Genomic DNA, 23,322 nt, shown 5'->3' with positions numbered 1-23,322 from the left:
AATTTTATCTTGAAAGGGAGAAGCTCTGTCTTTTAACCGAGATAGCGCTTAATGAGTTCACTGCGCTCTTGAAAAACAGCTTCATCATTAAAGCGAGTTCTTTTAGCAGCAGCTTGTTCAACGAGCTTGATTAATCGCGGGCGATCGTGCCACAAATCTTGGAGCAGCTTACCCAACTCCTGCCACTGATGAACAGGCACTAATGCGCCACCGCCATCCTGGGTCAAGTCCTCGGCATAACGACTGTGATAGCCGACGATCGCTGTCCCTGACACAAACGCCTCAATGAGGCAGCGAGGTGACTCGGAGGTGACGTGGGTAAACAACATGAGGTGTGCCGAGCGAATGCACTCCAACACCTTCTGGCGATCGCTTTCATACCCTACTAGCTCAATGCAATCTCCTAGCCCCAAGTCAGCAACGAGTTGCTGCACCTCCTCCCGCAAAACTCCATCTCCTAGCCAAGTTGCCTGGACTGCCACACCCCGATCCCTGGCTTCACCCACTGCCCGCACCCAGTCTAAGGGAGCTTTCATGGGTGCCATGCGTCCGGTGTAGCAAATACGGAGAGTGCGAGCGATCGCCAACGCCTCGATCTTCTTCGCCAGCGCTTCATGACTAATCGCATCTTCAGGCTTGGTGTGAGTATCATGCACCAAAAAGCTTGTCTGGCACAAACTGCTATATGCCGCATGGCAATCTTCGCCATGAAGCAGCGCTAGTCCACTGTTCTGAATGATCCCCTTGTAGTATTTTCTAGTAACTAAAGAAAATAAATTACTTTTAAGCTGACTTATCCAGTTTTTGCCTTGGGCAAGTTGCAGCACCACCTGATCTTCAACCAAATCTGTATGAACAGCATAAGGTCGGTTCTGCCGTTGGGCTTCCAGTGATGCTACTGCACCCCAATCGCCAAACAATCCGCCCAAGGGAAATTGTAAATATTGACAGCGGTTAATTAGACCCGCCAACAATTTTCGAGTAGAAGTATAGTGCTTCGTAAACAACTTAATCGAATATGCCCAAGGCACAGGAATAAGCTCAAATCGCTCAGGCTGGTCAAGGGTGGCAGTATCTTGCCAAACAATTGTTCTTTCCTGTTCGGCAACCTTATCGGGCAGCAGAGGCGCAACTACAATGACTTTACCAAAATGGTCTGCCCATTTCTCAATGCCGTTACAGGCTTGCGTTTCAAGAACAAGCTTGCCTTCTTTTCGATAGAAAGGAGCAGGCAAAACTAACAACATGCCCGATCGCGGCAACTCTGAATGTTCAAAGTTATTTCGATTAGAACCCTCTCTATCTTTAAAGGTTTGAGTCGGTTTGAGACACGATAAACCAACAGATGCAAGCATGGTCAAAGATTTAGGGAAGGAAGCTAAAGTTGCCAACATAATAGATGCAGATGAATAAGGCTATTCGACAGTAGGTTTTTGATATTCTGCTATTACTAAATATCGACTTTTCCGAAAACCCTACAGAAAACGCGCGCTTAAAATGTACTTCAAAAGCTATCTAGTTGTCACATTTCTATAGATGTATCACATCTTACAGAGAGCACAGGTGTTAACTAATACTTCATCCAAATTGGTAGAGCCTTTCACTGTTAGTTTGCTATGATCCTTCCATTAAAAACATCCTCCTATTGATAGTTTTACCTAAAGTTCCTGCTGACGTTATTTCTTTTGGCATTGCTGGATATAGCAATTTCTGTACAGATGAGTACAGCTTGGCTTGTTGGACAAGGGCTTAAGCCCCTTGCTGCATCTCACAGGATTGGGAAAGGCTGTAGCAATGAAAGTCTAGTTCTCTAACCCCCAGAGAGCATCAGAGGATGTCTGAGAAGTCTAGATTGTCATCCGATCCGCCCCCTAAATCCCTCATTCTGGGGGACTTTGAAGGAGGACTGGTGCGGAAGTCCCCCAGAATGGAGGGTTGGGGGGCGAGTGTAAGAATCTTTGATACTTCTCAGACATCCTCTCAGAGGGCATCAGAGGGCAGGGGTGAGGTTAAGGCAACACAGCAAGGTAGGCTCTCTCCTGACGAAAACCTGAAGAAAAGGGGCTTTAGGCAAGCTCATACTTTCATTCAGCAATGCCTTTTTCTTAAACTCAACGTTGTTTCTTGTTAGGGAAGGCTTATGAAGCTACTGAAGCTTCTGTTTATTCGACACGCTCAATCAGTTGGCAATCAACAGAAGCGAATGCAGGGCAATGGAGAATTTGAACTGTCGGCAGAGGGGCGACGGCAAGCAGGAAAACTAGCGCAAAGACTGCTAACCGAAAGTTGGATGCCTTCTCATGTGTACAGTAGTCCCCTCAAGCGAACGATGCAGACGGCTGAAATTTTGATGTCGCATTATTTGGCAAAGCCCCTGCCTGCGGTCGTGGGGGATTTGGTTGATGAAGAGGATGATACGACCCTAGAACCGCTGGCAACGCAGGAAGATCCGGGCGCGATCAAGGTTGAGCTTTCTGAGGATTTGCGAGAGTTTCAAAATGGCATTTTCCAGGGACTCACTTGGGCAGAGGCACGCGATCGCTATCCTGATTTATGCAAGCAGTTGGAAAACTCCCCCGACTGGATTCCGATTCCAGGCGCAGAGTCTTTGCAGGAAGCGCGCGATCGCTCTCGGCGGTTTATTCAAACCGTGCTGAGCCGTCACCAGAACGGCGAACAGATTTGGATTGTTACCCATAGCTGGATTTTGCAGCACTTAATTGCAGAACTGATGGGGTGCGATCGCTCTTGGCGCATTCACGCTCGTAACACTGCCATCTTCGAGTTTTGGATCGACCAAACCCGGTGGCAGCGAACCGACCAAAACTGCTTTAACACAGACCTTTGGCAAATTCGCCGCTTCAATGATCATCAGCATTTGTTCTGAGGGTTACTCGTTAATCTTTTGCGCGACTGCCTCGTATAGGGCGCTGAGACAACCTTCTAAGCTCGCATCGCGTTCCATGTCTAGGTTGGTGGATTTCATGTCGCTCAAGGTTTTAGATAAGGTGTCGATCGCGGTTCGGGCTTGGGCGTAAAAGTCTAGATCTTTCTGAAGTTCTGGGAGATTGTCTAAGGAATCGAGCTCTCTGATGTCAGCTTCTAAAGCTTTGCGCTCGTCTTGCCAATGGCGAACGTATTGGATGCGCTCGCGGGGCTGATAGATTTTGGCTGTGGATAAAACAACTGGAAAAACGCGATCGCGGAATGCCTCATTATCACAGGCGTTTTCGTTAATTTGGATCAGTTCGTACATGCAGTTGCGGGATTTGAGGTAGCGATCGCTAATGACGGTGATGATGCATTTTCCTTTTCCCATCCATTGCATAAACTCTTTGGCGCTGTCACCTAGTTTGAGGTTGCGGGTGTCGCGGATGGGAGTGATGCCTTGGGATTGGAAGTGGCGATCGAGGGTGTTGGCAATTTCTTCACTTTCACCTTTGTCCCAGGCGTAGGAGATGAAGACTTCTCGCTGGGTGCGATCGGGGATGGGCTGGTTTCTAGCTGGGAGTTTTATGAAATCAACTCGCTCCTTGCTTTCGCTGGTGAGATAGAATGGGTATTCGGGATGTTCTGAGTTGCGGCGATCGCTGCGTAGCTCCCCTAACGATAGCTTGATGGGGGGAGCTTTGGGGTGTTCTGGGTTTCGGCGATCGCTGCGTTGAACTGCTTCGATGCCTTCTAGAATTGTGCTTAAGTTTTCTCGGCGTTTGAGTTCGGGGATAAAAAAGGTAGTTTCTCCCGCCTCTTCAGCGCTCAGCAAGTGTTCGTAGTTGAGCCAAGTTTCTGGGTTTTCGGAATAGAGCAAGTGCTGAGTGATCCCTAAACCAGGAATGGTTTTGTGGATTTCGTCGAATTGGCTGCGGATGGCGCTGAGAAAGTTGCGGCGGGTGGTGGAGTTGCCTTTAACTTGGATGGTGATGCGTTTGTCTTCGCGATCGGCGCGCACCAGGGCGGGGTTGTTACGTTCTTTCAGCACAACGCCGCTGCGCCAGTAGGTGCGCTGACTGATTTTGCTGTTCATGCGGACGATGAAGCGAGAAATAATGCTGGGAGGCAAGACGTTGTAATGATATTGGAAGGTAAGGGAGCCTTGCCATTCTCCGGTGTAGGGTTCTTCTTTGGGAAGGAGTCCGGGAATGAGAAATTGAGCGTTGGTATGATCATCAAGAGCAAAGCACAGATCAAACTTACGCATGATGCCGATGAGGAAGCTGTACTTTTCGCTAGGATAGCGATCGGAACTGAGAATGTTGGGTAAATGGGATAGGCTAAGGATGCCGTGATGAACGGTGAAGAGTTCGCTGTGGTTGAGAATTTTATAAACGCCGTTGGTGATCCATTTGGGTTTGAGAACGTTGGTATCGACAAATTCGGGACTGAGGCGGATGTTGTCTTGGAAGTTGAGGACGATGCCTAGATTGTGGAGCAGGTACAGCAGATCGTTTGAGGTTTTAAGGTCTGAGATACCTGCTTCGATGCAGACTTGCTCGTAGTCTTGGCGAGAGAGAAAGTCTTGGGTGCGTTGTTCAAGCTGTTGTTTGACGGTGAACCAGGTTTGGGGCAGGGGTTGGTGGATGTGAGGGAGTTGGCTGAGTTCTTGGATCAGGGTGGCTTTGAGGATGTCGATGCCCTGACCCTCTTTGCAGGAGGTTTGGAGGATGGCGTGAAGGTTGGGGTATTTGAGTTGTAGTCCGCGTTCGTCAAGGTCGAGGGGTTGGTGGTCGCATTGGTTGCCGACGAGGATGATGGGGGAGTCGCCGCCGAAGCTGGTGATGATTTGCAGCCAGTATTCGATTTGGTTTTGGGCTTCGCTTTGGCGGCAATCAATGACCAGGATGTAGAGGCTGCGTTGGCTGAGGAAGAACTGATGGGTGGCGTGCATGATTTCTTGTCCGCCAAAGTCCCAGAGGTTGAGTTGTACAGATTGTTGGTTAACTTCCACGTTCCAGCGCTCGATCGCGATGCCTTGGGTTTTGGCTTGGTGGGGGTCGAAGCCTTGACCGAGGAGTTGACGCAGGAGGGAGGTTTTGCCAACGTCGCCTTCGCCGACGAGGAGGACTTTGGCTTCGTTGAGGGGGCGGTTGGGTTGGGTTTGAAGTTGGAAGTAATAGTTGAGGATGGTGGTGGGATTACCAAGGTTGTTCCAATCAGTTCCCAAAATTTCTGGCGGAATAGATAGATCGGGGTTGCCTCTTAAATCAAGTTTTTCCAGCTTGGAGAGGTTACGAATACCTGTGGGCAGGCTCGTCAGTTGATTGTTTTCGAGGTAAAGCTCTGTGAGCTTAGAGAGTTGCCCGATCGCCTCTGGCAGACTCGTTAGCTGATTGTTGCTGAGGTCAAGCGTTGTGAGCTTAGAGAGTTGCCCGATCGCCTCTGGCAGACTCGTCAGTTGATTGTTGCTGAGGTCAAGCCTTGTGAGATTGGAGAGATTGGCGATCGCCTCTGGCAGACTCGTCAATTGAGTGTTGCTGAGGTCAAGCCTTGTGAGACTGGAGAGTTTAGCGATCGCCTCTGGCAGACTCGTTAGCTGGTTGTCAGCGAGGTGAAGCATTGTGAGATGGGTGAGGTCTGCGATCGCCTCTGGCAGACTCGTTAGCTGATTGTTTTCGAGGTAAAGCTCTTTGAGACTAGAGATTTTGGCGATCGCTTCTGGCAGACTCGTTAGCTGGTTGTCAGCGAGGTGGAGCGTTGTGAGATGGGTGAGGTCTGCGATCGCCTCTGGCAGACTCGTCAGTTGATTGTCCCAGAGAAAAAGCGTTGTGAGATGGGTGAGTTGGGCGATCGCTTCCGACAAGCTCGTCAACTGATTACTGTAAAGGTAGAGCGCTTTGAGATTAGTCAGTTGCCAGATCTCAGGTGGCAGAGCCGTCAAGCCCTCCCCAGAAAGACTCAGTTCATTCACCCCATCTCTGGCAGCTTTGGCAATAACTTCTAAAAGCTCATCATTCGTCATGCTCTTTCAATCAGATTTCTTTGGGCAGTGACTCGATAATTGTAACGATATCGTCTGCCACGACGTCTTCTTGGTCTGACTTGGAATATATCAGAACTAGGCGAATGACGGTCGAATCGACAATTTGATAAATCAGCCTGTACCCTCCACTCTTACCCCTCTGAGCATCACTGTTTTTGATGCGGAGCTTGAGAACCGTATAGTTGGTTCCTTGAACTTGTTCACCCAAAAAGTTTCCGGCTTGTAGCGTTTCAAGAATCGGTTGAAGATCGCTGCGAATGTGACGATAGCGTTTGGCAAGGGCTTTGAGACGACGCTGGAATTCAGGAGAAGCAATAACGAGGATGGCATCGTTATTCGGCATCAATGCCATCCCAGAGATTCTTAAGGAGGATAGCTTTGCCGTCCTGAAATTCTTGAAGGGATTGTTGAAGCCCTGCCAAAATACTTTCGTTGGATTCGTCTTCTGGAAGATCTGGATCAGGTAAGAGAATGATGACCCGGACGTTGCTGTGTGCCCCAACGGTCAGCGGTTGGTTGAGGTGGAGTTGTCCTTGAGCGTCGATTGAGGCGTTTCGTTCAATAGATGTCATGGCGTTGCGTCAGGCTAGCTTAGCTCCAGTTTAATCTAGGAGTTAAGGCATCGCTGAATTTAAGTATGGGTCATCTCTTGTTTAGCAATGCCCAAGCTTTAAAGAAACTCCTCTGCGATCGCACTGCATCAAGTCACATTCGCACTGCATCGACCGACAATCGTAATGGATTGAGTCACAATGGCACTGCATCGATCGACAATCGTAATGGATTGAGTTGCAATTCGATTGTGTTACGTTGCAATGGCAATGTAGGGAGAACGATCGTTTCTGCAAGGGCGACAACATTGATGCGATCGCCCCTGAAGCTCTGTCTTAGCGCACTAAAACACTCATGTACTTGCCACTGGCAAATGGAGCAGGCACTATCGGTGTGAACTGGACGCGTGCTGCTTCGCAGATACCGCAAGGGTCGCTAGCGATCTTCTTCACGTAAAACTCGTTGATTAGATGCGTTACTTGCTCCCGCGTCCCGACGATCCACACCTGCGCTTTATCGCCGTGCGCAACGGGCAGCAGTTCATTGAACTCTGTACTCATGCTATTTCCCTCGCTAATGTTGGGTTGAGAAGAAAAGCTTAAGGTGTGGTGGTTCTAACCACTTGTTTAACATTAGCGAGGTGAAACGATAAAATCGCTACAGCCTAGCTTTCTGCCAGTTTCAGAAAGTCAGGTTAGCTGGTTAGTTGTGTGGCAACACTTCTAGCCAGCGTCCTCACCTTAAGCCTGTCTACTGGTATCAAAAAACCAGTGTTGATTAGCATAAGGGCAAAGGCAGAATTAACACAAGTAGTTGCAAACAAAGTTTGGTGGTGCTGAGGGGAACTTGACAACGCAGAGAGATCCCTCTTCCATCACGGCTCTGCGGAAGGAAATAAGTTTGATTAGGTTCATCCTTTCATTCAGCAATGCCAAAATTGATTAGAGGATGTCTTAAAAGTATCAAAGCGCTCTACACTTGCCCCCTAAATCCCCCATTTTGGGGGACTTCCGAGCCAGTTCTGCTGCTTAAAGTCCCCCAAAATGGGGGATTTAGGGGGCGGTTCGGGTCACAATCTATACTTCTAAACCATCCTCCTAGATTGGAGCCGCGATCGGCTTTGCTGTACAAAAATCAGGGATTGGATCAAGAAGCGTCATAAAACCCAAAACTACCTCAGCTATAGTCAGTCGATGACACTCGCACCACCGAGCCTAAATCAGGCGCAAACTCAACGGTGTAATTAGGCGACATGGCTGGGCTACTATTCCTTGTTAGCGCTGTCTTGTCTGCCTTACGCGGGGCAAATGCCGAATCTGCTTGCACGACCAAATTACTGCCATTAAGAGACAACTCGCGCACGAAGACCGAATTCGTTCTTGTCCCGTTCAAAGCAGTTAGAAACGAAGCATTAAGCACATCTCCAGTTAAGGGATTAAGTTTGGCTAAAATTGCCACTCTGCCGCCACCGCCACCGCCCGGACTAGCATCGCCATAGCTCTTCAGCCATCCAGCAGTCGCAAAGCGACGAAAGTCTTGCTCTGAAGTGCCTTGAGTGCCTGTAGCGGTAAATGCAGCGTAGAGATGGGTGCCACCATCCCACACTAAGTTGGTACCCTTACTGTCATCTGGCGTAATTTCATAATCATTGCGATACCAATTCAACTTACCGTTAGTAAAGCTAGCCACCCAGGGATCTTGATTGCCGCTATTGTTGCCCACGGTGACTTGATTGAAACCCGTGTAGAGAGTGGTTGCCCCTGCCGTCACTCGATTGGCGGCTCGGTTCGTGGCTTCTGCTTCAGAAGGACTAAAATCTGCAATCCCCAAACTGCTGCGGTTAATGCCTTTAAGAACTGCTAAATATTTCCCAGTGGCTTTATCTTGTACCGTTGTGTCAGTACTGCCTGGTGCTTGGGAAAGAATAACTTGGTCGAAGGTTAGCCCTTCTAGCTGAAGCGTATCTTGAGTATGTATAAAGTCGGTGATGACGGCAGCTTGGTTCAAGGCACCCGCATGTTTTAGATTGAGGACAAAGCGATCGCGCCCCTGCCCACCTGTCAACCGATCTTTGCCCCCACCGCCTACCAAAGTATCATTGCCAGCAGCACCCAGCAACACATCATTGCCCTTGCCGCCAAACATTGAGTCATCGCCTGCACCGCCCAAAAGAGTATCGTTACCCCGATCGCCAAAAAGCTGATCCGCCCCTTGTGCCCCATTGAGGCGATCGTTGCCCCCTGCTCCTTTAATAAAATCATCGCCCCTGCCACCCTTGAGGATATTCTTGCGACCATCCCCTATCAACCGCAACTCCTTAGCAGTAATTTCAACTTCGACCTCGTGTGAATGACCCGCATGACGAGAACTATAGACCATTGCCTGAGTATGAAAAGTAGCTAACGTTGGATGAGTGGCAGCCAGCGCCGATGAATTGGAAAAATGAGAGTCTGAAGAAAACATAGGAAATTAAAGATCAAGTTGACCCGGTGAGCATTCCCCAAATGAGTTGCTTGAACTATCAAGTTGTGCAATTACCAATTAAGTCGGCAATCATATCTGACCCTGCCGATAGACTTCGCTCGCTGCCCGATGTAACAGTGAGTGACGATAGATTAGGGCATCAAAATCGTTGGCATAGCCGCCACCAATCACACAAGCAACGGGATAACCCAAAGAAACACAGGTGCTTAAAACCTGCATTTCTCGACAAAAAAGACCGCGATCGCTCAATGCCAGCTTGCCCAGGCGATCGCCTCCGTGGGTATCGACCCCTGCATCGTAAAACACCAAATCTGGCTGCACCTGCGCTAACAAATCCGGCAAATATTCTGCCAAGGTCTGCAAATAAGCGTCATCCTCCATACCTTCTGGCAGTGGCACATCTAAATCACTGCGCTGCTTCGTCCCTGGAAAATTAATCTCACAGTGCATTGAAAACGTAAACACACTCGGATCATTCTGAAAAATGTACGCCGTCCCATCCCCCTGATGCACATCTAAATCCACAATCAAAATCTGTTTTGCTAGCCCTAGTTTTTGTACTACACGGGCAGCGATCGCCAAGTCATTAAAAATGCAAAACCCCGAACCATAACCTGGAAACGCATGATGGGTGCCTCCCGCCGTATTACAAGCCAACCCACATTCCAACGCCAACCGCGCCGTCAAAATCGTTCCGCCCACCGCCGTACAAGTTCGATTCACCAGCGCCGGACTCCAAGGCAACCCAATCCGCCGCATTGCTTTAGGATCAAGCGTTCCCTCACAATAAGCCTGCACATATTCCGGCTCATGCACCCACTCAATCCACTCCCTCGGCGGCACCTCCGGCGCATAGAACTGCGACTCATCCACCACACCATCCGCCACCAGCAAATCTCGTAATCGGCTAAACTTCTCCATTGGAAAACGGTGTTCGGGGGGAAGCGGCGTGACGTAATCGGGATGATAAATGATGGGAAGATCCATTAGGGCTGGCGTGCTAAAAGATAGAGAAGGTTTACGGGGCGATATGACTTTATGAATATTTTGATTGTCGAAGATGAAGCCGAAATTGCCCAACTGATCCAGCTTTACCTGGAAAAAGAAGGGTTTACTTGTCGTACCTGTCGAGATGGCACGACCGCAATGCAGATCTTTCAGGAGTTTCAGCCTGATTTAATTGTGCTGGATTTAATGATTCCAGGCTTGGACGGGCTAGAAGTTTGCGCCCGCATTCGCCAGAAGCCCGGTGCAAAAGATCCTTTCATTTTGATGTTGACTGCCAAGGGCGAAGAAATCGATCGCATCATCGGGCTGTCCACGGGTGCAGATGATTATTTGGTCAAACCTTTTAGCCCCCGCGAATTGGTAGCGCGAGTTCGGGCACTTTTGCGCCGCACCCTTCGCCAAGGCGGGCAAAGCACAGGCTACCAAACGCCTCACTTTGCGATCGACACCGATCAGCGGGTGGCACATCGTCAACTTGCTGGAAATGCGATCGAATCTCTTGACCTGACTGCCCTAGAATTTGAACTTTTGGCAACCTTCCTCAGCTACCCAGGACGAGTTTGGAACCGCACCCAGTTAATTGAAAAGCTTTGGGGCAGCGACTTCTACGGCGATGAACGAGTCGTCGATACCCATGTGGCGCGGCTGCGAAAAAAGATTGAACCTGACCCAGCCAATCCGACGTTTTTGAAAACAGTCATTGGGGTAGGGTACAAGTTTGAGGACGTGGCAGCCTAGGCTAATTTTGGCGATCGCTCACTCTTTCTTGGATCAATCTTTCTTTGATGGTACATTTGACCTATTCAGGCAATCTGCTCCAGATTTGCTGCGGTAAAGTACCCTTGATTGTGTTCATCCTTATGCCTGCTATGGATCAGCCTACAGTCCAGCCCCGAGTCGAGGAACTGCGCAAGCTTTTACTAAGAGCCAGCTACGAATACTACGTTTTAGATGCGCCCACGATGGAGGATGCTGTCTACGATCGCCTCTACCAGGAACTCCAAGACCTGGAGGCACAATATCCGCAGCTGGTTACACCCGACAGCCCGACTCAGCGCGTCGGCGAAAGACCTGCGACCCAGTTCAACTCTGTCAAGCACAACATGCCGCTGTACAGCTTAGAGAATGCCTTTGGGGCTGAAGAGTTGGCACAGTGGCAAGAACGCTGGAAACGAGTGGCTCCAACCGTGGCGGCAGCAGAATATATCTGTGAACTAAAAATTGATGGCAACGCACTGGCATTAACTTACGAAAATGGTTTGCTGATTCGAGGCGCGACGCGAGGCGATGGCATAAACGGGGAAGAAATTACCCAAAATATTAGAACCATTCGTTCGATTCCGTTGCGCTTGCATTTAGAAAATCCGCCGCCGATTGTAGAAGTGCGCGGCGAGGCGTTTTTGCCTCTAGATGTTTTTCAAAAAATTAATCAGGAGCGGGAAAAAGCTGGAGAAGCTCTGTTTGCTAATCCTCGCAATGCTGCTGCTGGAACGTTGCGTCAGCTTGACGCGCGGAAGGTGGCGCAACGTCAGCTTGATTTTTTTCCTTATACGCTGCATCTTCCCCAGGCTGCTGCCAACGCCAGTGCTGATGGTGTTCCAGTTCTCTCTTCTCAGTGGGATGCTTTGGAATGGCTGCGGCAAGCGGGGTTTCGGGTGAATCCTAACCGTCAGCTTTGTGCCTCGCTGTCTGAGGTGATAGATTATTGCGATCGCTGGTCGCGCGATCGGCTGAATTTGTCTTATATGACCGATGGGGTTGTGGTTAAGATCAATGCTTTGGCGCTCCAAGAAAAACTAGGCTTTACCCAAAAGTTTCCCCGTTGGGCGATCGCCTTCAAGTATCCTGCTGAAGAGGCGCCGACGGTGGTAGAAAATATTAGCGTTAATGTGGGGCGCACGGGTGCCGTAACGCCGTTGGCAGAATTGCGCCCGGTCTTGCTGGCTGGCACAACGGTAGCGCGGGCAACATTGCACAATGGCGATCGCATTGCCGAGTTAGATATTCGCGTGGGCGATACGGTGATTGTGCGGAAAGCTGGAGAGATCATTCCCGAAGTGCTGCGAGTGCTGTTTGATTTGCGTCCTTCGGGCACTGCTCCTTTTGCAATGCCGAGCCACTGTACCGAATGCAGTGAAGCGCTATTTCGACCTGAAGGCGAAGCGGTACTTCGCTGCATTAACACGTCCTGTCCAGCAATTTTGCGGGGGGCGCTGGTGCATTGGGCAGGGCGAGATGCGATGGATATTAATGGGTTGGGAGAAAAGTGGGTGTTGCAGTTGGTCGATCGCCAAATGATTCAGACGGTGGCAGATTTGTACGATTTGACCGAAATGCAGCTACTAACGGTCGATCGCATGGGTAAAAAATCGGCACAGAACTTGGTCAAGGCGATCGCTCAATCTAAATCTAAGCCCTGGTCGCGGGTGCTGTACGGGCTGGGCATTCGCCATGTGGGGAGTGTCAATGCCCAAATCCTTGCCGAGAACTTTTCTACAGTCGAAGCCTTAGCCGGAGCCAGCGTAGAAGCGATCGCCACCCTCTACGGCATTGGCACAGAAATTGCTCAATCTGTCTACCAATGGTTTCAAGTCCCTGCTAACCAAACCTTAATCGATCGCTTGCGCCATGCTGGGGTGCAACTAGTTGGCGATGCCAAAGCCACCACCTTAGCCAACCTATCCTTGGCAGGCAAAACCTTTGTGGTTACAGGCACCTTACCTACCCTCAAACGCGATGAAGCAAAAGCCCTGATTCAAAATGCAGGCGGCAAAATTACAGGATCGGTCAGCGCCAAAACCAGTTATGTCGTGGTCGGAGAAGATGCCGGGTCTAAGCTAGCGAAGGCTGAGGAGTTAGGCATTACCCAACTCAGCGAAGCTCAACTTTTAGAGTTAATTGCCTCCTTTGGGTAATGACTTTTAGAAGATTAACGGAGATGATTGACTGGACGATCGATGCTGAGTCAACCTTGGATTATCAGTATTCATCTATTATCAGTAAATAGTTCCATTTCTTAATCAATATGCGAGTTCCGTTTGGATGGCTCTTGCCAACGGTCGTGGCGGTGTTCTTGCCTATAGGCTCTGCTCTAGGAGCCGATCGCCTGACGATCGCTTATGGTCTTCTAGAACGCTCGGTTTCTATTGATTCTCTGTCGGCATATGTCAACGAAGGTTCCATTGAAGGAGACTTTAAAGACTACGTTCGCTATCTGGAGCCAGAACAGCTTGATAATTTACGCCGCATTTTGCGCACTAAAGCCAACCTCAACCATGTTGCTGTAGCGCAATTTCTCTACACCGATCAAGGCGAAGCGCTGCTGAGAAGATTAGGCGAAGTGATTCGCACCGATTCCAATCTATCGGGGTTTTATGCAACTCGCGCTGCCATGATTCAGGCAGCAGAAGCCCCCGAAGGCTTGACACCGCTCAACGTTTTAAAGCAATTTCCATTGTCTAATATTCGGTTAGACCTGGAGCGAACCCTCCAAATTTTGGGAGATTTAGATGCTCTAGTTCGGCAAACCCAAAGCGCGATCGCCCTGATTGATCAACAGTCCATTTTAGAGGCAGGTGCTGAACCCTGGGTACCGTTACCCAATTTACCCGACTTGCGATCGGTAGGTTCCTACACTTGGCAAAAACGTACCCTCCGTCTCACTGACCCCGAACGCATCTCCCAAAATCGCTCCTTCCTCACCGATATGTATCTACCTAATTCGCCTCGTACAATTGACCCAACGCTTCCTTCCCTTTTTTCTGCCAATCCACAACCTGCCCCAAGCCTCAATGCTCCCCTCATTGTTATTTCTCACGGGTTAGGCTCAGACCGTAGCACCTACGCCTACCTTGCTCAACAGTTGGCTTCCTATGGGTTCGCCGTGGCTGTACCTGAGCATCCTGGCAGCAGTTCCCAGCAAATTCAAGCCTTAATATCGGGCGGAGCCAATGAAGTCACGGCACCAACCGAATTTGTCGATCGCCCCCTCGATATCCGCTATTTATTAAACCAATTAGAAACTCTCTCGCAAACCGATTCACGCTTTGCCGGACGAATGAATTTAAACCAAGTGGGAGTCATTGGTCAATCTTTGGGTGGCTACACCGCACTGGCATTAGCGGGTGCCGAAATTAACCAAAAACAATTAGCTCAAGATTGCCAAAATAGCGACACGCTTAACCTCTCCTTATTGCTGCAATGCCGTGCTCTTCAACTACCCCAAACTGAGCTAACCTTTCGAGACGATCGCATTAAAGCCGTCATCGCCATTAATCCCATTGGTAGCAGTCTGTTAGGCAAAACCGATTTGAGCAAAATTAATGTTCCAGTTCTCATTATCAGCAGCACTGCCGACACCGTTGCACCCGCGCTACTCGAACAGATTCTTCCGTTTACCTGGCTGCAAACACCCGATAAATACCTGATGTTACTTGAGGGTGGAACCCATTTTTCTGTGATTGATGCACCGAATGCAACCTCTCAAAATAACCAAGTCGAACTCCCGACTGAACTGGTAGGGCCCAACCCTAAACTTGCTTACTTGTACCTGAAAGCGATCGGAGTAGCGTTTTTCAAAACTTATGTGGCGGAAGATTCACAGTACCGTACTTTTTTAAGTGCTGGGTACGTGAGTCGTATCAGTCAAAAGACCTTTCCGACATCGTTCGTGCGATCGCTGACCGCCGCCCAATTAGCAAAGATTTTCAGAGAAGTACCGCTAGAACCACCTCCCACAGGATTTGATGGTAACGCATGGTCAGGTCAGTAATTTTGAAGTGCTTTCAGAAGCCTCAGAAGTTTGAGCTATGGTAGGCTCAAAACGTATAGTCTGTCCCCCAGTATGACTGCTAGCCCAGAGTTTGCTGATTATTTGAATGCGATCGCCGTTACTTACGCGCAGTGGTGGGAGCTTTACACGCTGATGGATGCAGTGGGTCAGGAGCAGGTGAAACGGCAAACTGAGAAATGTGCCTTTCCGTTTGATTTTGGGTTGATGGTGCAGACGGCAAAGCCCGAAGAGGAAAAGGCAAAGGGTGAGCTGCCAGAAAACCTGGGGGAGAATCCGGAAGAGAAGCTAGAGCGGCTGCCTGTGCTGGAGGGGATGCGGAAGTATGCGGCAGAGCACGTGCTGCTAGTGGGACGACCGGGATCGGGAAAATCGACGGCGTTGATTCGGCTGTTGCTGGAGGAGGCAGGTAATCAGGATGGGGCAGCAAAGATTCCGGTGTTGGTGGAACTGCGGTATTGGCAGACGGGAGTGATCGATCGCATTCTCACGGTTTTGCAGCAGGGGAACTGTTTAGACCTGGATGCTGAGACGCTGAAAAGCTGGCTGCGGCAAGGTCGGCTGTTGCTGCTGATGGACGGATTGAATGAGTTGCCTTCGGAAGAGGCGAGACGGAATATGGCAACGTTTCGACGAGATTATCTGCAAACCCCGATGATTTTTACGACGCGAGATCTGAGTGTGGGCGGCGATTTGGGCATTGCCAAAAAGCTGGAAATACAGCCGCTGACAGAAACCCAGATGCAGGAGTTTGTCCGGGCTTATCTGTCGCAGAATCAGGCAGAGCAGATGTTGCGACAGATCAAAGACCGCTTGCGAGATCTGGGGCAAACGCCTTTGCTGCTGTGGATGTTGTGTGGACTGTTTCAACAGTTGGGCACAGTGCCACCCAATTTGGGCATGGTGTTTCGGCAGTTTACGCAGGGCTATGAGCGGAGTCTGAAGGAGGATATTCCGGTTACGGCAGAGTCTCGGCGCTGGTGGTCGCTGTTGTTGCAGCGGTTGGCGTTTGTAATGATGCGAGGGGAGAACCCGCAGGAGAAACCGACGGAGCTACAGGTAGCCATTACGCGGCAAACGGCGGAAGAAATCCTAACGCAATATCTGACAGCAGAGAAGTTTGACAAACCGCGCGATTTTGCCAAGCAGTGGCTAGAGGATCTGCTGAAGCATCATCTGATTCAAATGAATGGCGACAAGATTGAGTTTCGGCATCAGTTGATTCAGGAATATTATGCAGCCGAGTATTTGTTGCGTCAGTTGCCCAAGCTGAGTGATGCAGAGTTACAGCGGCAGTATTTGAATTATCTGAAGTGGACAGAGCCGATCGCCCTAATGTTGGTATTGGTGGAGGATGAGGCGCAGGCGGTAAGGGTGGTGGAGTTGGCGTTGACGGTAGATTTAAGATTGGGAGCACAATTGGCGGGAGAGGTGCGGTGGAGGTTTCGAGATAAGACCATACTTTTGCTTAGTAACCTAGACGCAATACCCTCTCTCAGAAAAGTCTTACGCAGTATTGCTGACAAGGAGATTCAAGCGTTGGAACGTCTGACAAACTACGTTCCTAGCCGAAACCAAGAATATGTTAGTGGGTATGCGGATTATCTTCTTGCTACGACTATTCTTGATGAGAAGAGCATTTTACATCGAGCTTTGAGTCCTTGCCTACCTGATGCACTTCGACTGGATGCTGTCCGAGCATTGAAAAGAATAGCTAGTGAAAAAGTATTATGCATTCTAGAACAAGCACTTAATGAAGATCATGTCCTTATTTCTCAAGAATCTGCTCAAGTCCTACAAGAGCTTGAAACTGATAGTTCTGTACAGATGATATTGGTTCGAGCATTAAACAGTGAGATTCCTTTTGTCCGTCTAGCTGCTGCTAAAGCCTTGAGTAAGATAGGGAAGCCTGATGTTGTTCAAAAGTTATGGCAATTGAAAGCCTATGGAATGAATATGATTACAGTATCCATGGAGGCGATCGCCTCCATCCAAGCCCGCTGCCAATTCTACAACTACGAAATCTTTCAAGCTGCTCAAACCGCAAAATCCACAGCGCAGAATGCGGAGGATTTGATTCACGATAAACTAAACGCGATCGCCCAAGGGGTTCAAAAAATGTCAGAAGTTTCTAAATACAACTTTCCAAACGCCCAAAAAGTACAAATCTTTGAGCAAGTTGATACCTATATCGAAAATAACTCTGCGATCTCTTCAGAAGACAAAGAAGCAATCACCGAACTCCAACAAGTGATTCAAGATCTACAAGCTAAATACCCCAAGGCTCGACCAGAGGAGCAATCCATCATCATCGAAGCCGAGTTTCAAGAAATCAAGCAAAAGCAGCCTTGGCGCTGGAAAAACCTGATGAGCTATAAGCGCTTGCTGAACGGTGGTAAAACAGCGGTTGTCAAAGTGGGCGAACACTTTGCTGAGTCCAGCCCTTGGGGAAAAGGGGCGATCGCTTTCCTAGAAGGGGTGATGGAAAATGCAGAATAGATTTTTATCGAGGTAAGGCTAATGCAAATCACGATCGAACTTCCTGACGATATTGCCCAACGACTCGCTCAAACCGTCAATAACTTACCCCAACGAGCGCTAGAATCTCTTGTGGTTGAAGCTTACCGGGATGAACTGTTGACTCATGCAGAAGTCGGGCGCATTCTTAACTTGCCTTCCCGCTGGGATATTGATGCCTTTCTGAAACAGGCAGGAGCAGACCTGCACTATGACCCCGACGACCTGCAAGCTGATCTTGAAACCTTGCACCGATTGAGAATGGACAGCCCCCTGCCCGAATGATTATCGTCTCTGATACTTCTCCCATCCGTTACTTACTTCTGATCGACCAGATTGATTTGCTGCCGCAGTTATATGGTTAAATCATTATTCCTAATGAAGTGCGTCATGAAATGCAATCTGCCAATGCACCACTTGAACTACAACAATGGATTGCCAATTCTCCAACTTGGCTCAGCGTAGAGAATGTAGCAATTCCATCTGATGACACCCTGAGTCGTCTTGATTTAGGAGAGCAAGCTGCGATCGCCCTAGCACAACAGATCAACGCCGATTTCCTCATCATGGATGAACGGCTAGGCAAACGATTTGCTCAACAGAGAGGATTGGAGGTGATTGGAATACTTGGGATTTTAACTGAAGCTGCTGAGTTGGGACTGATCGATTTGTATACTGCGATCGATCGTTTGCAACAAACAAACTTTCGAGTTTCACAGCAATTAATTCAGAGTCTTCTTGCAACCTCCAAGCTAATGCCACAGACAACAATCCAACCAACAGACCCACTCGAAAACGATCCTCTTATCGCCCTCTTTGGTACTATTAAATCCGATTTTCCAGATTTAGCCGATAACCATGATGACTACATAGCCTAAATCTTCTACGGCTTTACCTCTCCCATTTGCACTCGCCACAAATTTGCGTAGATGCCCTGTTTTTCCAGCAATTCTTCATGTCGTCCTTGTTCCACTAATCTTCCCTGTTCCATGACATAAATACGATCGGCATTGCGAATGGTAGAAAGCCGATGGGCGATCGCAATTGTGGTACGGTTCTTCGTGATTTTTTCTAGCGATCGCTGAATTGCGGCTTCGGTTTCATTATCGACTGCCGAAGTGGCTTCATCTAAAATTAAAATCGGTGGATTTTTTAAGATGGCGCGGGCGATCGCTAAGCGTTGTCGTTGCCCTCCTGAAAGTTTTTGCCCTCGCTCTCCTACAATCGTGTCGTAGCCTTGGGGTAATCCATTAATAAACTCTTCCGCTTCTGCAATTTTGGCGGCAGCGATCGCTTCTGCTAAAGTGGCGCTAGGGCTGCCATAGGTAATATTTTCTAGCACCGTTCCGTGGAATAAAAATACGTCCTGACTGACTAATCCGATCGCCCGTCGCAAATCTCGAATCTGCAACTCTGGGAGGGCAATGTTGTCAATAAAAATAGTGCCTGACTGAACTTCATAAAATCGCAGCAGCAGTTTAACCAATGTGCTTTTTCCTGAACCTGTAGAACCGACAATGGCGATCGTTTTTCCGGCTGGAATGTGTAGAGACAGACGTTCAATCACGGGAAGGCGATCGCGGTAGGCAAACGACACATCCTGCAACACGATATCTCCCTGTATCGCTGTTGCTTCGCCTAAAAATCTTGCTCCCGAATTCATGGCGATCGGTGTATCTAGCAAACCCATGACCCGATTGGTTGAAGCCATTGCCCGTTGATACTGATCTAGCGTTTCGCCTAGTCGCGTTAGCGGCCACAGCAAACGCTGAATCATAAACATTAACGTGCTATATGTTCCTATTGCCATCCTGCCAGCAACTGCTTCCAATCCGCCATAGACTAAAAGGGCGGTAAAGCCCAGAAAAATGATGATGCGAATTAGCGGTACAAAGGCGGCACTAAGGACGATCGCTTGGTGGTTGCTTTTTCGGTAGGCTTCGCTTTCGCGGGTGAGACGCTGTACTTCATAATCTTCGGTCACAAAGCTTTTAATGGTGACAATGCCGCTGAAATTATTGGAAAGCCGACTGCTTAAAAAACTGACTCGCTCGCGGACTTCAGCATAGCGAGGAGCTAGTAAATTTTGAAACGCCAATGATCCCCAGAGGATGAACGGCATCGGTAATATCGCCATCCATGCCACGCTAGGAGCGACAAGAAAGAATCCTGTGCCAATGACTAACACCGTAGTTAAAACTTGTAAAACTTCGTTCGCACCAAAGTCTAAAAAGCGTTCTAGCTGATTGACATCATCGTTGAGGATTGCCATCAACCCGCCCGTACTGCGCGACTCGAAGTATTCTAGTTCTAGTTCTTGCAAATGACTGTAAGCATCAATTCGCAAATCATGCTGAATCTTTTGTGCTAGATCGCGCCAAAGACGAGCATAGGCATATTCAAAAGCAGACTCCAGACTCCAAACAATAAACGTTAAAACTGCCAGCAATAAAAACTGCTGTTGAATATCCACAATGCCCCACCGAGCAATTAACGAGTCCTGCTTTTTAACCACAACGTCGACCGCAACGCCAATGAGAACAGGCGGTGCTAGGTCAAAAAATTTGTTGAGCACCGAGCAAAGAATCGCTAACCCTATTTGCTGACGGTAAGCCCGTCCATACTGAATGAGGCGAAGCAGCGGGCGCTGTGAGGGGCGATCGCCAGCGCGAGTAAGTTTAGACAATTTCCAGTTCCCAAAATAAGTTCACCCTATATTCTCATCAAGGGTTGGGGATTTGGGTATTTATATTTGTGAAGAAGGGAAGAAGCAGGAGCAATAAAAAGCATTTAGCAATTGGTTTTTTACTATAGGTGACTCCAGCTTTTAGTATTAATCGAACCCTGAAGAATACACAAACTTTCAGAAACTAATAGTTTGAACCGATCGCTAAATGCTTCAAAACAACTCAGAACAAAGTTCCCTGTTACTTACTTTTTTAGGGTATTAACTTTGTTCTATAAAATCGGTGACTTCAGCTACAAAAATCTTCGAGCTATGAGTTTATTACAATTTGAACATGCAAAGACTGCATATTTATAGAGAAGTGGATGGACGATCGCCCGATTTCCCTGTCACGATAGCGTTATGAAGTTGCTTCACGCCCTCGCCTCATCAGTCCTAAAAAACATTTTTATGAATGCTCAAGACTTAGCTATGCACTCTCTGCCTGCTTCCCACCGACTCAACCAGCCAGGTCTGGAGGCAGCAATAGACCTGCTGAAGGGGGGCGATTTTCACGATCGCTGGGATGCGGTTAAAATTATTTCTGCTTGTGGAGACGAAGCGATCGCCCCGCTCCTGCCCCTCCTCCAGACCGATGATTGGGAATTGCAATGGTTCATCGTTCGCATTTTAGGAAACCTGCAAAACCCTAAGATTATTCCGACCTTGGTAGCGCTAATTAAAGCGAGTCATGCTGACGTTGCGAGCAGGGCGGCTGGGGTGCTGTCGAGTTTCGGAGAAATAGCGATCGCCCCTTTAGCGGCTCTGCTAGACCATGAGCCAACGCAGCTTTTAGTGATGCAAGCCCTAGCTCAAATTCACCATCCTCAGGTCATTCCGTATCTGCTTCAAGAGATTGAGGATGCTGATGTTCGAGCAGTTGCTATTGAAGCTTTAGGGCATTTCCATCATGCGCCTGAAATTCCGCCCGTGCTAAGAGCGGCTTTGCAAGATCGGACAGCGGCGGTTCGCCGAGCAGCGGTTGTGGGGCTAGGGTTTCAGGCTGAATGTCATCCAGTAGATTGGCTCCATTGGCTCCAGCCTCTTTTGCAAGATGTGGATGGCGAGGTAGCACAGCAAACCGCGATCGCCCTGGGTCGCGTGGGCACGCCCGCGGCTGTGGCGGTTCTTAATCAGGCTCTTCTCAATCCGGCTTTACAGGTTTCCCGTCCAGGTCTAACTGTAGAAGTTATTCGAGCAATCGCTAGAGTCGGTACCGATTTGAGCGGTTTACAGACCTATCTTCAAACCGCTACGCCGACCGGGAAACAAGAAGCGATCGCGGTGCTGGGGCGGGTGGAACATTTGCCAGCAAAAGGGCAGGCGGCTGAAATTTTGCTTCAGCTTTTAGAATCTCAACCCGACGTTCGGGAGAAGCAAGCGATCGCCTTTAGCCTCGGTCAATTAGGGCGGATTGAAGCGATGGAGTCACTCATTCAACTCTTAGCCGATGCAGATGCCAGCGTACGATTTCATGCGATCGCAGCACTCAAGCAGCTTGAGCCCCAGGCAGCCTATCAGCGGTTAGCAGGGATGGCGGATGAGGCATCAAGTTCGGCATTGCAGAATGGAGTGGCAATCGCGCTAAGGGAATGGGGCGATCGGTAGCTGAATTATCCTGGGCATTACTGACGTTTGGCTAAGCCAGTTGAGGCACGATAGACCCAAACCCAACCACCCTACTTCCCCAGAAGGGCAGGAGAACCAGATTTTCATCCTATAATTCAGCAACGCCAGAGTTTTTTAATTTTTCATTTCATAGGATGCGTACTTGCATGAGGTTCTACTAGATAGTGCGTTAGACTTTGCCATGACACACCCTATAACTTACAAGTCTCGCAATCTTTCCGTCTAAGGATAGTGACTGACAAACTTGTTGGGCTTTAGAGTGGAGAACTTGATGGATTCAGATCTCAAAAGAGAAGGGTCAATACCAAGGTATTCTAGTCAAGGCGATCGCGAAGTCTCGTTCTAATGGATGGCTCATGACCTATTTTAGTTCTACTGTTCTAGTTCAAAATCACCTGTCCATAACACAAAAATATCAACAGGTTCGTCAACTGAGTGAACAGATTTGTCATCCGTTATTAACGGAAGATTATGGAATTCAAAGTATGCCTGATGTTAGTCCCCCCAAGTGGCATCTGGCGCATACCACCTGGTTCTTTGAAACCTTCTTGCTAGTTCCCAACTTGCCCGGATACCAGGTTTTTCATCCTCAGTTTGGCTACTTGTTCAACTCTTACTATGAGACAGTGGGACAACGACATCCCCGTCCTCAGCGCGGTCTGCTTTCTCGTCCTACGGTGGCAGAAGTTTATCAGTATCGATCTTACGTTGATGCAGGAATGCAGTTACTCTTCTCTCAACTTGATCATACCCCTTTAGCATCTTTAATTGAGCTAGGACTACACCACGAACAGCAGCACCAAGAATTATTGCTAACTGATATTAAGCATATCTTGGCGATCAATCCCCTGCGCCCTGCCTATCGAGCGGACTTGCCTTGCATCACTCAATCTATCGCTGCCAAAGAGCACTGGTTAGACTATCCAGGCGGCGTTTACTTCATGGGTCACGAAGGTCAAAACTTTGCTTTTGATAATGAATTACCTCGGCATCCAGTGTATCTGCAAGACTATTGGCTGGCGGCTCGGCTCGTGACGAATGGAGAATATTTAGAGTTTATGCAGGCGGGCGGCTATGAACAGGCTGAGCATTGGCTGGCAGAAGGTTGGGCAACGGTACAGGGAGAAGGCTGGCGATCGCCCCTCTACTGGGAACAGAATGAGAATGACTGGCAAGTGATGACGCTGGCAGGAATGCGATCGATCAATCTGCATGAACCTGTTTGCCACGTGAGCTACTACGAGGCAGATGCCTATGCACGCTGGGCAGGACAACGCTTACCCACAGAGGCAGAATGGGAAATTGCTGCCCAAGTGCCTTTGCAAGGAAACTTCCTAGACAGTGGATATTTGCATCCTATGTCGGCAACAGGCAGCACTCGACCCGATCAGTTGTTTGGCGACGTGTGGGAATGGACGCAGAGCGCTTATCTTCCCTATCCGGGTTTTCAAACTGCACCGGGAGCAGTGGGTGAATATAACGGTAAATTTATGTGCAATCAGATGGTATTACGCGGTGGCTCTTGTGTAACTTCTCACAGTCATGTGCGATCGAGCTACCGTAATTTTTTTCCGCCTGCAACACGGTGGCAATTTAGCGGAATTCGGTTAGCAAAGTGAGTTAAGTTTTTGAACTGGATTT

At 48.9% G+C, this 23,322-nt stretch carries 16 protein-coding genes and 1 pseudogene; 10 read left to right on the top strand and 7 right to left on the bottom strand.

Annotated elements, in window-relative coordinates; translation table 11 throughout:
* Positions 1-32 precede the first annotated feature (32 nt).
* A complete protein-coding gene (locus KME11_14075) occupies positions 33-1,355 on the bottom strand; it encodes a glycosyltransferase (protein MBW4516336.1) in 1,323 nt (440 codons plus the stop codon).
* A gap of 785 nt (positions 1,356-2,140) precedes the next feature.
* On the opposite strand from KME11_14075, the gene KME11_14070 reads away from it, so the two are divergent.
* Positions 2,141-2,887: a histidine phosphatase family protein gene (locus KME11_14070; protein MBW4516335.1), complete on the top strand. Its 747-nt coding sequence runs from the start codon at positions 2,141-2,143 to the stop codon at positions 2,885-2,887.
* A gap of 3 nt (positions 2,888-2,890) precedes the next feature.
* Here KME11_14070 and KME11_14065 read toward each other — a convergent pair whose 3' ends face one another.
* Genes KME11_14065 through KME11_14055 form a run of 3 tightly spaced genes read right to left on the bottom strand, consistent with a single transcriptional unit; the run spans position 2,891 to position 6,549 of the window.
* Complete coding sequence (locus KME11_14065) at positions 2,891-5,956, bottom strand: leucine-rich repeat domain-containing protein (protein MBW4516334.1); 3,066 nt, start codon at positions 5,954-5,956, stop codon at positions 2,891-2,893.
* Positions 5,957-5,966: 10 nt separating this feature from the next.
* Positions 5,967-6,320, bottom strand: coding sequence for a type II toxin-antitoxin system mRNA interferase toxin, RelE/StbE family (locus KME11_14060; GenBank protein MBW4516333.1), 354 nt, complete (start codon positions 6,318-6,320; stop codon positions 5,967-5,969).
* On the bottom strand, positions 6,310-6,549 hold the full coding sequence (locus KME11_14055; protein MBW4516332.1) for a hypothetical protein: 240 nt from the start codon (positions 6,547-6,549) through the stop codon (positions 6,310-6,312). Before KME11_14055 ends, KME11_14060 begins: the two co-directional genes overlap by 11 nt.
* A 65-nt stretch (positions 6,550-6,614) precedes the next feature.
* On the opposite strand from KME11_14055, the gene KME11_14050 reads away from it, so the two are divergent.
* The gene (locus KME11_14050; GenBank protein MBW4516331.1) at positions 6,615-6,926 is read left to right on the top strand and encodes a hypothetical protein; all 312 of its coding nucleotides are present in this window, start codon (positions 6,615-6,617) and stop codon (positions 6,924-6,926) included.
* 779 nt (positions 6,927-7,705) lie between these two features.
* Here the strand turns inward: KME11_14050 and KME11_14045 are convergent.
* Positions 7,706-8,992 (bottom strand): hypothetical protein, encoded by a 1,287-nt coding sequence (locus tag KME11_14045; protein ID MBW4516330.1) that lies wholly within the window; start codon positions 8,990-8,992, stop codon positions 7,706-7,708.
* Between the two features lie 90 nt (positions 8,993-9,082).
* Positions 9,083-10,000 (bottom strand): histone deacetylase, encoded by a 918-nt coding sequence (locus KME11_14040; protein ID MBW4516329.1) that lies wholly within the window; start codon positions 9,998-10,000, stop codon positions 9,083-9,085.
* A 51-nt stretch (positions 10,001-10,051) separates the two neighbouring features.
* Here KME11_14040 and KME11_14035 point away from each other — a divergent pair, with 51 nt between their 5' ends.
* The 6 genes and pseudogenes from KME11_14035 (at position 10,052) to KME11_14010 (ending at position 18,205) form a co-directional block, all read left to right on the top strand.
* Entirely contained in the window at positions 10,052-10,759 is a 708-nt protein-coding gene (locus KME11_14035; GenBank protein MBW4516328.1) for a response regulator transcription factor, read from the top strand.
* Between the two features lie 131 nt (positions 10,760-10,890).
* On the top strand, positions 10,891-12,936 hold the full coding sequence (gene ligA, locus KME11_14030; GenBank protein ID MBW4516327.1) for an NAD-dependent DNA ligase LigA: 2,046 nt from the start codon (positions 10,891-10,893) through the stop codon (positions 12,934-12,936).
* Between the two features lie 110 nt (positions 12,937-13,046).
* Positions 13,047-14,792 (top strand): alpha/beta hydrolase, encoded by a 1,746-nt coding sequence (locus KME11_14025; protein MBW4516326.1) that lies wholly within the window; start codon positions 13,047-13,049, stop codon positions 14,790-14,792.
* 72 nt (positions 14,793-14,864) lie between these two features.
* Entirely contained in the window at positions 14,865-17,309 is a 2,445-nt protein-coding gene (locus KME11_14020; protein ID MBW4516325.1) for an NACHT domain-containing protein, read from the top strand.
* A 21-nt stretch (positions 17,310-17,330) separates the two neighbouring features.
* Positions 17,331-17,612, top strand: a complete 282-nt coding sequence (locus tag KME11_14015) for a UPF0175 family protein (protein ID MBW4516324.1) — start codon at positions 17,331-17,333, stop codon at positions 17,610-17,612.
* Positions 17,609-18,205, top strand: a pseudogene (locus KME11_14010) (DUF3368 domain-containing protein). The gene KME11_14015 and the pseudogene KME11_14010 overlap by 4 nt, the downstream one beginning before the upstream one ends.
* Positions 18,206-18,210: 5 nt before the next feature.
* Here KME11_14010 and KME11_14005 read toward each other — a convergent pair.
* A complete protein-coding gene (locus KME11_14005) occupies positions 18,211-20,013 on the bottom strand; it encodes an ABC transporter ATP-binding protein/permease (protein MBW4516323.1) in 1,803 nt (600 codons plus the stop codon).
* Positions 20,014-20,463: 450 nt separating this feature from the next.
* On the opposite strand from KME11_14005, the gene KME11_14000 reads away from it, so the two are divergent.
* The gene (locus tag KME11_14000; GenBank protein MBW4516322.1) at positions 20,464-21,660 is read left to right on the top strand and encodes a HEAT repeat domain-containing protein; all 1,197 of its coding nucleotides are present in this window, start codon (positions 20,464-20,466) and stop codon (positions 21,658-21,660) included.
* A gap of 377 nt (positions 21,661-22,037) precedes the next feature.
* Positions 22,038-23,300: an ergothioneine biosynthesis protein EgtB gene (gene egtB, locus KME11_13995; GenBank protein ID MBW4516321.1), complete on the top strand. Its 1,263-nt coding sequence runs from the start codon at positions 22,038-22,040 to the stop codon at positions 23,298-23,300.
* The last annotated feature ends 22 nt before the right edge of the window (positions 23,301-23,322 follow it).

Source organism: Timaviella obliquedivisa GSE-PSE-MK23-08B (assembly GCA_019358855.1).
GTDB lineage: Bacteria > Cyanobacteriota > Cyanobacteriia > Elainellales > Elainellaceae > Timaviella > Timaviella obliquedivisa.
This window is presented reverse-complemented; position numbering and strand designations above follow the sequence as displayed.

Excerpts from the sequence above, each read along its gene's own strand:
- egtB (MBW4516321.1), top strand. The coding sequence starts at position 22,038 with ATGACCTATTTTAGTTCTACTGTTCTAGTTCAAAATCACCTGTCCATA.
- KME11_14050 (MBW4516331.1), top strand. The coding sequence starts at position 6,615 with ATGGGTCATCTCTTGTTTAGCAATGCCCAAGCTTTAAAGAAACTCCTC.
- KME11_14060 (MBW4516333.1), bottom strand. The coding sequence starts at position 6,320 with ATGCCGAATAACGATGCCATCCTCGTTATTGCTTCTCCTGAATTCCAG.
- KME11_14015 (MBW4516324.1), top strand. The coding sequence starts at position 17,331 with ATGCAAATCACGATCGAACTTCCTGACGATATTGCCCAACGACTCGCT.
- KME11_14000 (MBW4516322.1), top strand. The coding sequence starts at position 20,464 with ATGAATGCTCAAGACTTAGCTATGCACTCTCTGCCTGCTTCCCACCGA.
- KME11_14040 (MBW4516329.1), bottom strand. The coding sequence starts at position 10,000 with ATGGATCTTCCCATCATTTATCATCCCGATTACGTCACGCCGCTTCCC.
- KME11_14070 (MBW4516335.1), top strand. The coding sequence starts at position 2,141 with ATGAAGCTACTGAAGCTTCTGTTTATTCGACACGCTCAATCAGTTGGC.
- KME11_14075 (MBW4516336.1), bottom strand. The coding sequence starts at position 1,355 with ATGCTTGCATCTGTTGGTTTATCGTGTCTCAAACCGACTCAAACCTTT.
- KME11_14055 (MBW4516332.1), bottom strand. The coding sequence starts at position 6,549 with ATGACATCTATTGAACGAAACGCCTCAATCGACGCTCAAGGACAACTC.
- KME11_14045 (MBW4516330.1), bottom strand. The coding sequence starts at position 8,992 with ATGTTTTCTTCAGACTCTCATTTTTCCAATTCATCGGCGCTGGCTGCC.
- ligA (MBW4516327.1), top strand. The coding sequence starts at position 10,891 with ATGGATCAGCCTACAGTCCAGCCCCGAGTCGAGGAACTGCGCAAGCTT.
- KME11_14020 (MBW4516325.1), top strand. The coding sequence starts at position 14,865 with ATGACTGCTAGCCCAGAGTTTGCTGATTATTTGAATGCGATCGCCGTT.
- KME11_14035 (MBW4516328.1), top strand. The coding sequence starts at position 10,052 with ATGAATATTTTGATTGTCGAAGATGAAGCCGAAATTGCCCAACTGATC.
- KME11_14025 (MBW4516326.1), top strand. The coding sequence starts at position 13,047 with ATGCGAGTTCCGTTTGGATGGCTCTTGCCAACGGTCGTGGCGGTGTTC.
- KME11_14065 (MBW4516334.1), bottom strand. The coding sequence starts at position 5,956 with ATGACGAATGATGAGCTTTTAGAAGTTATTGCCAAAGCTGCCAGAGAT.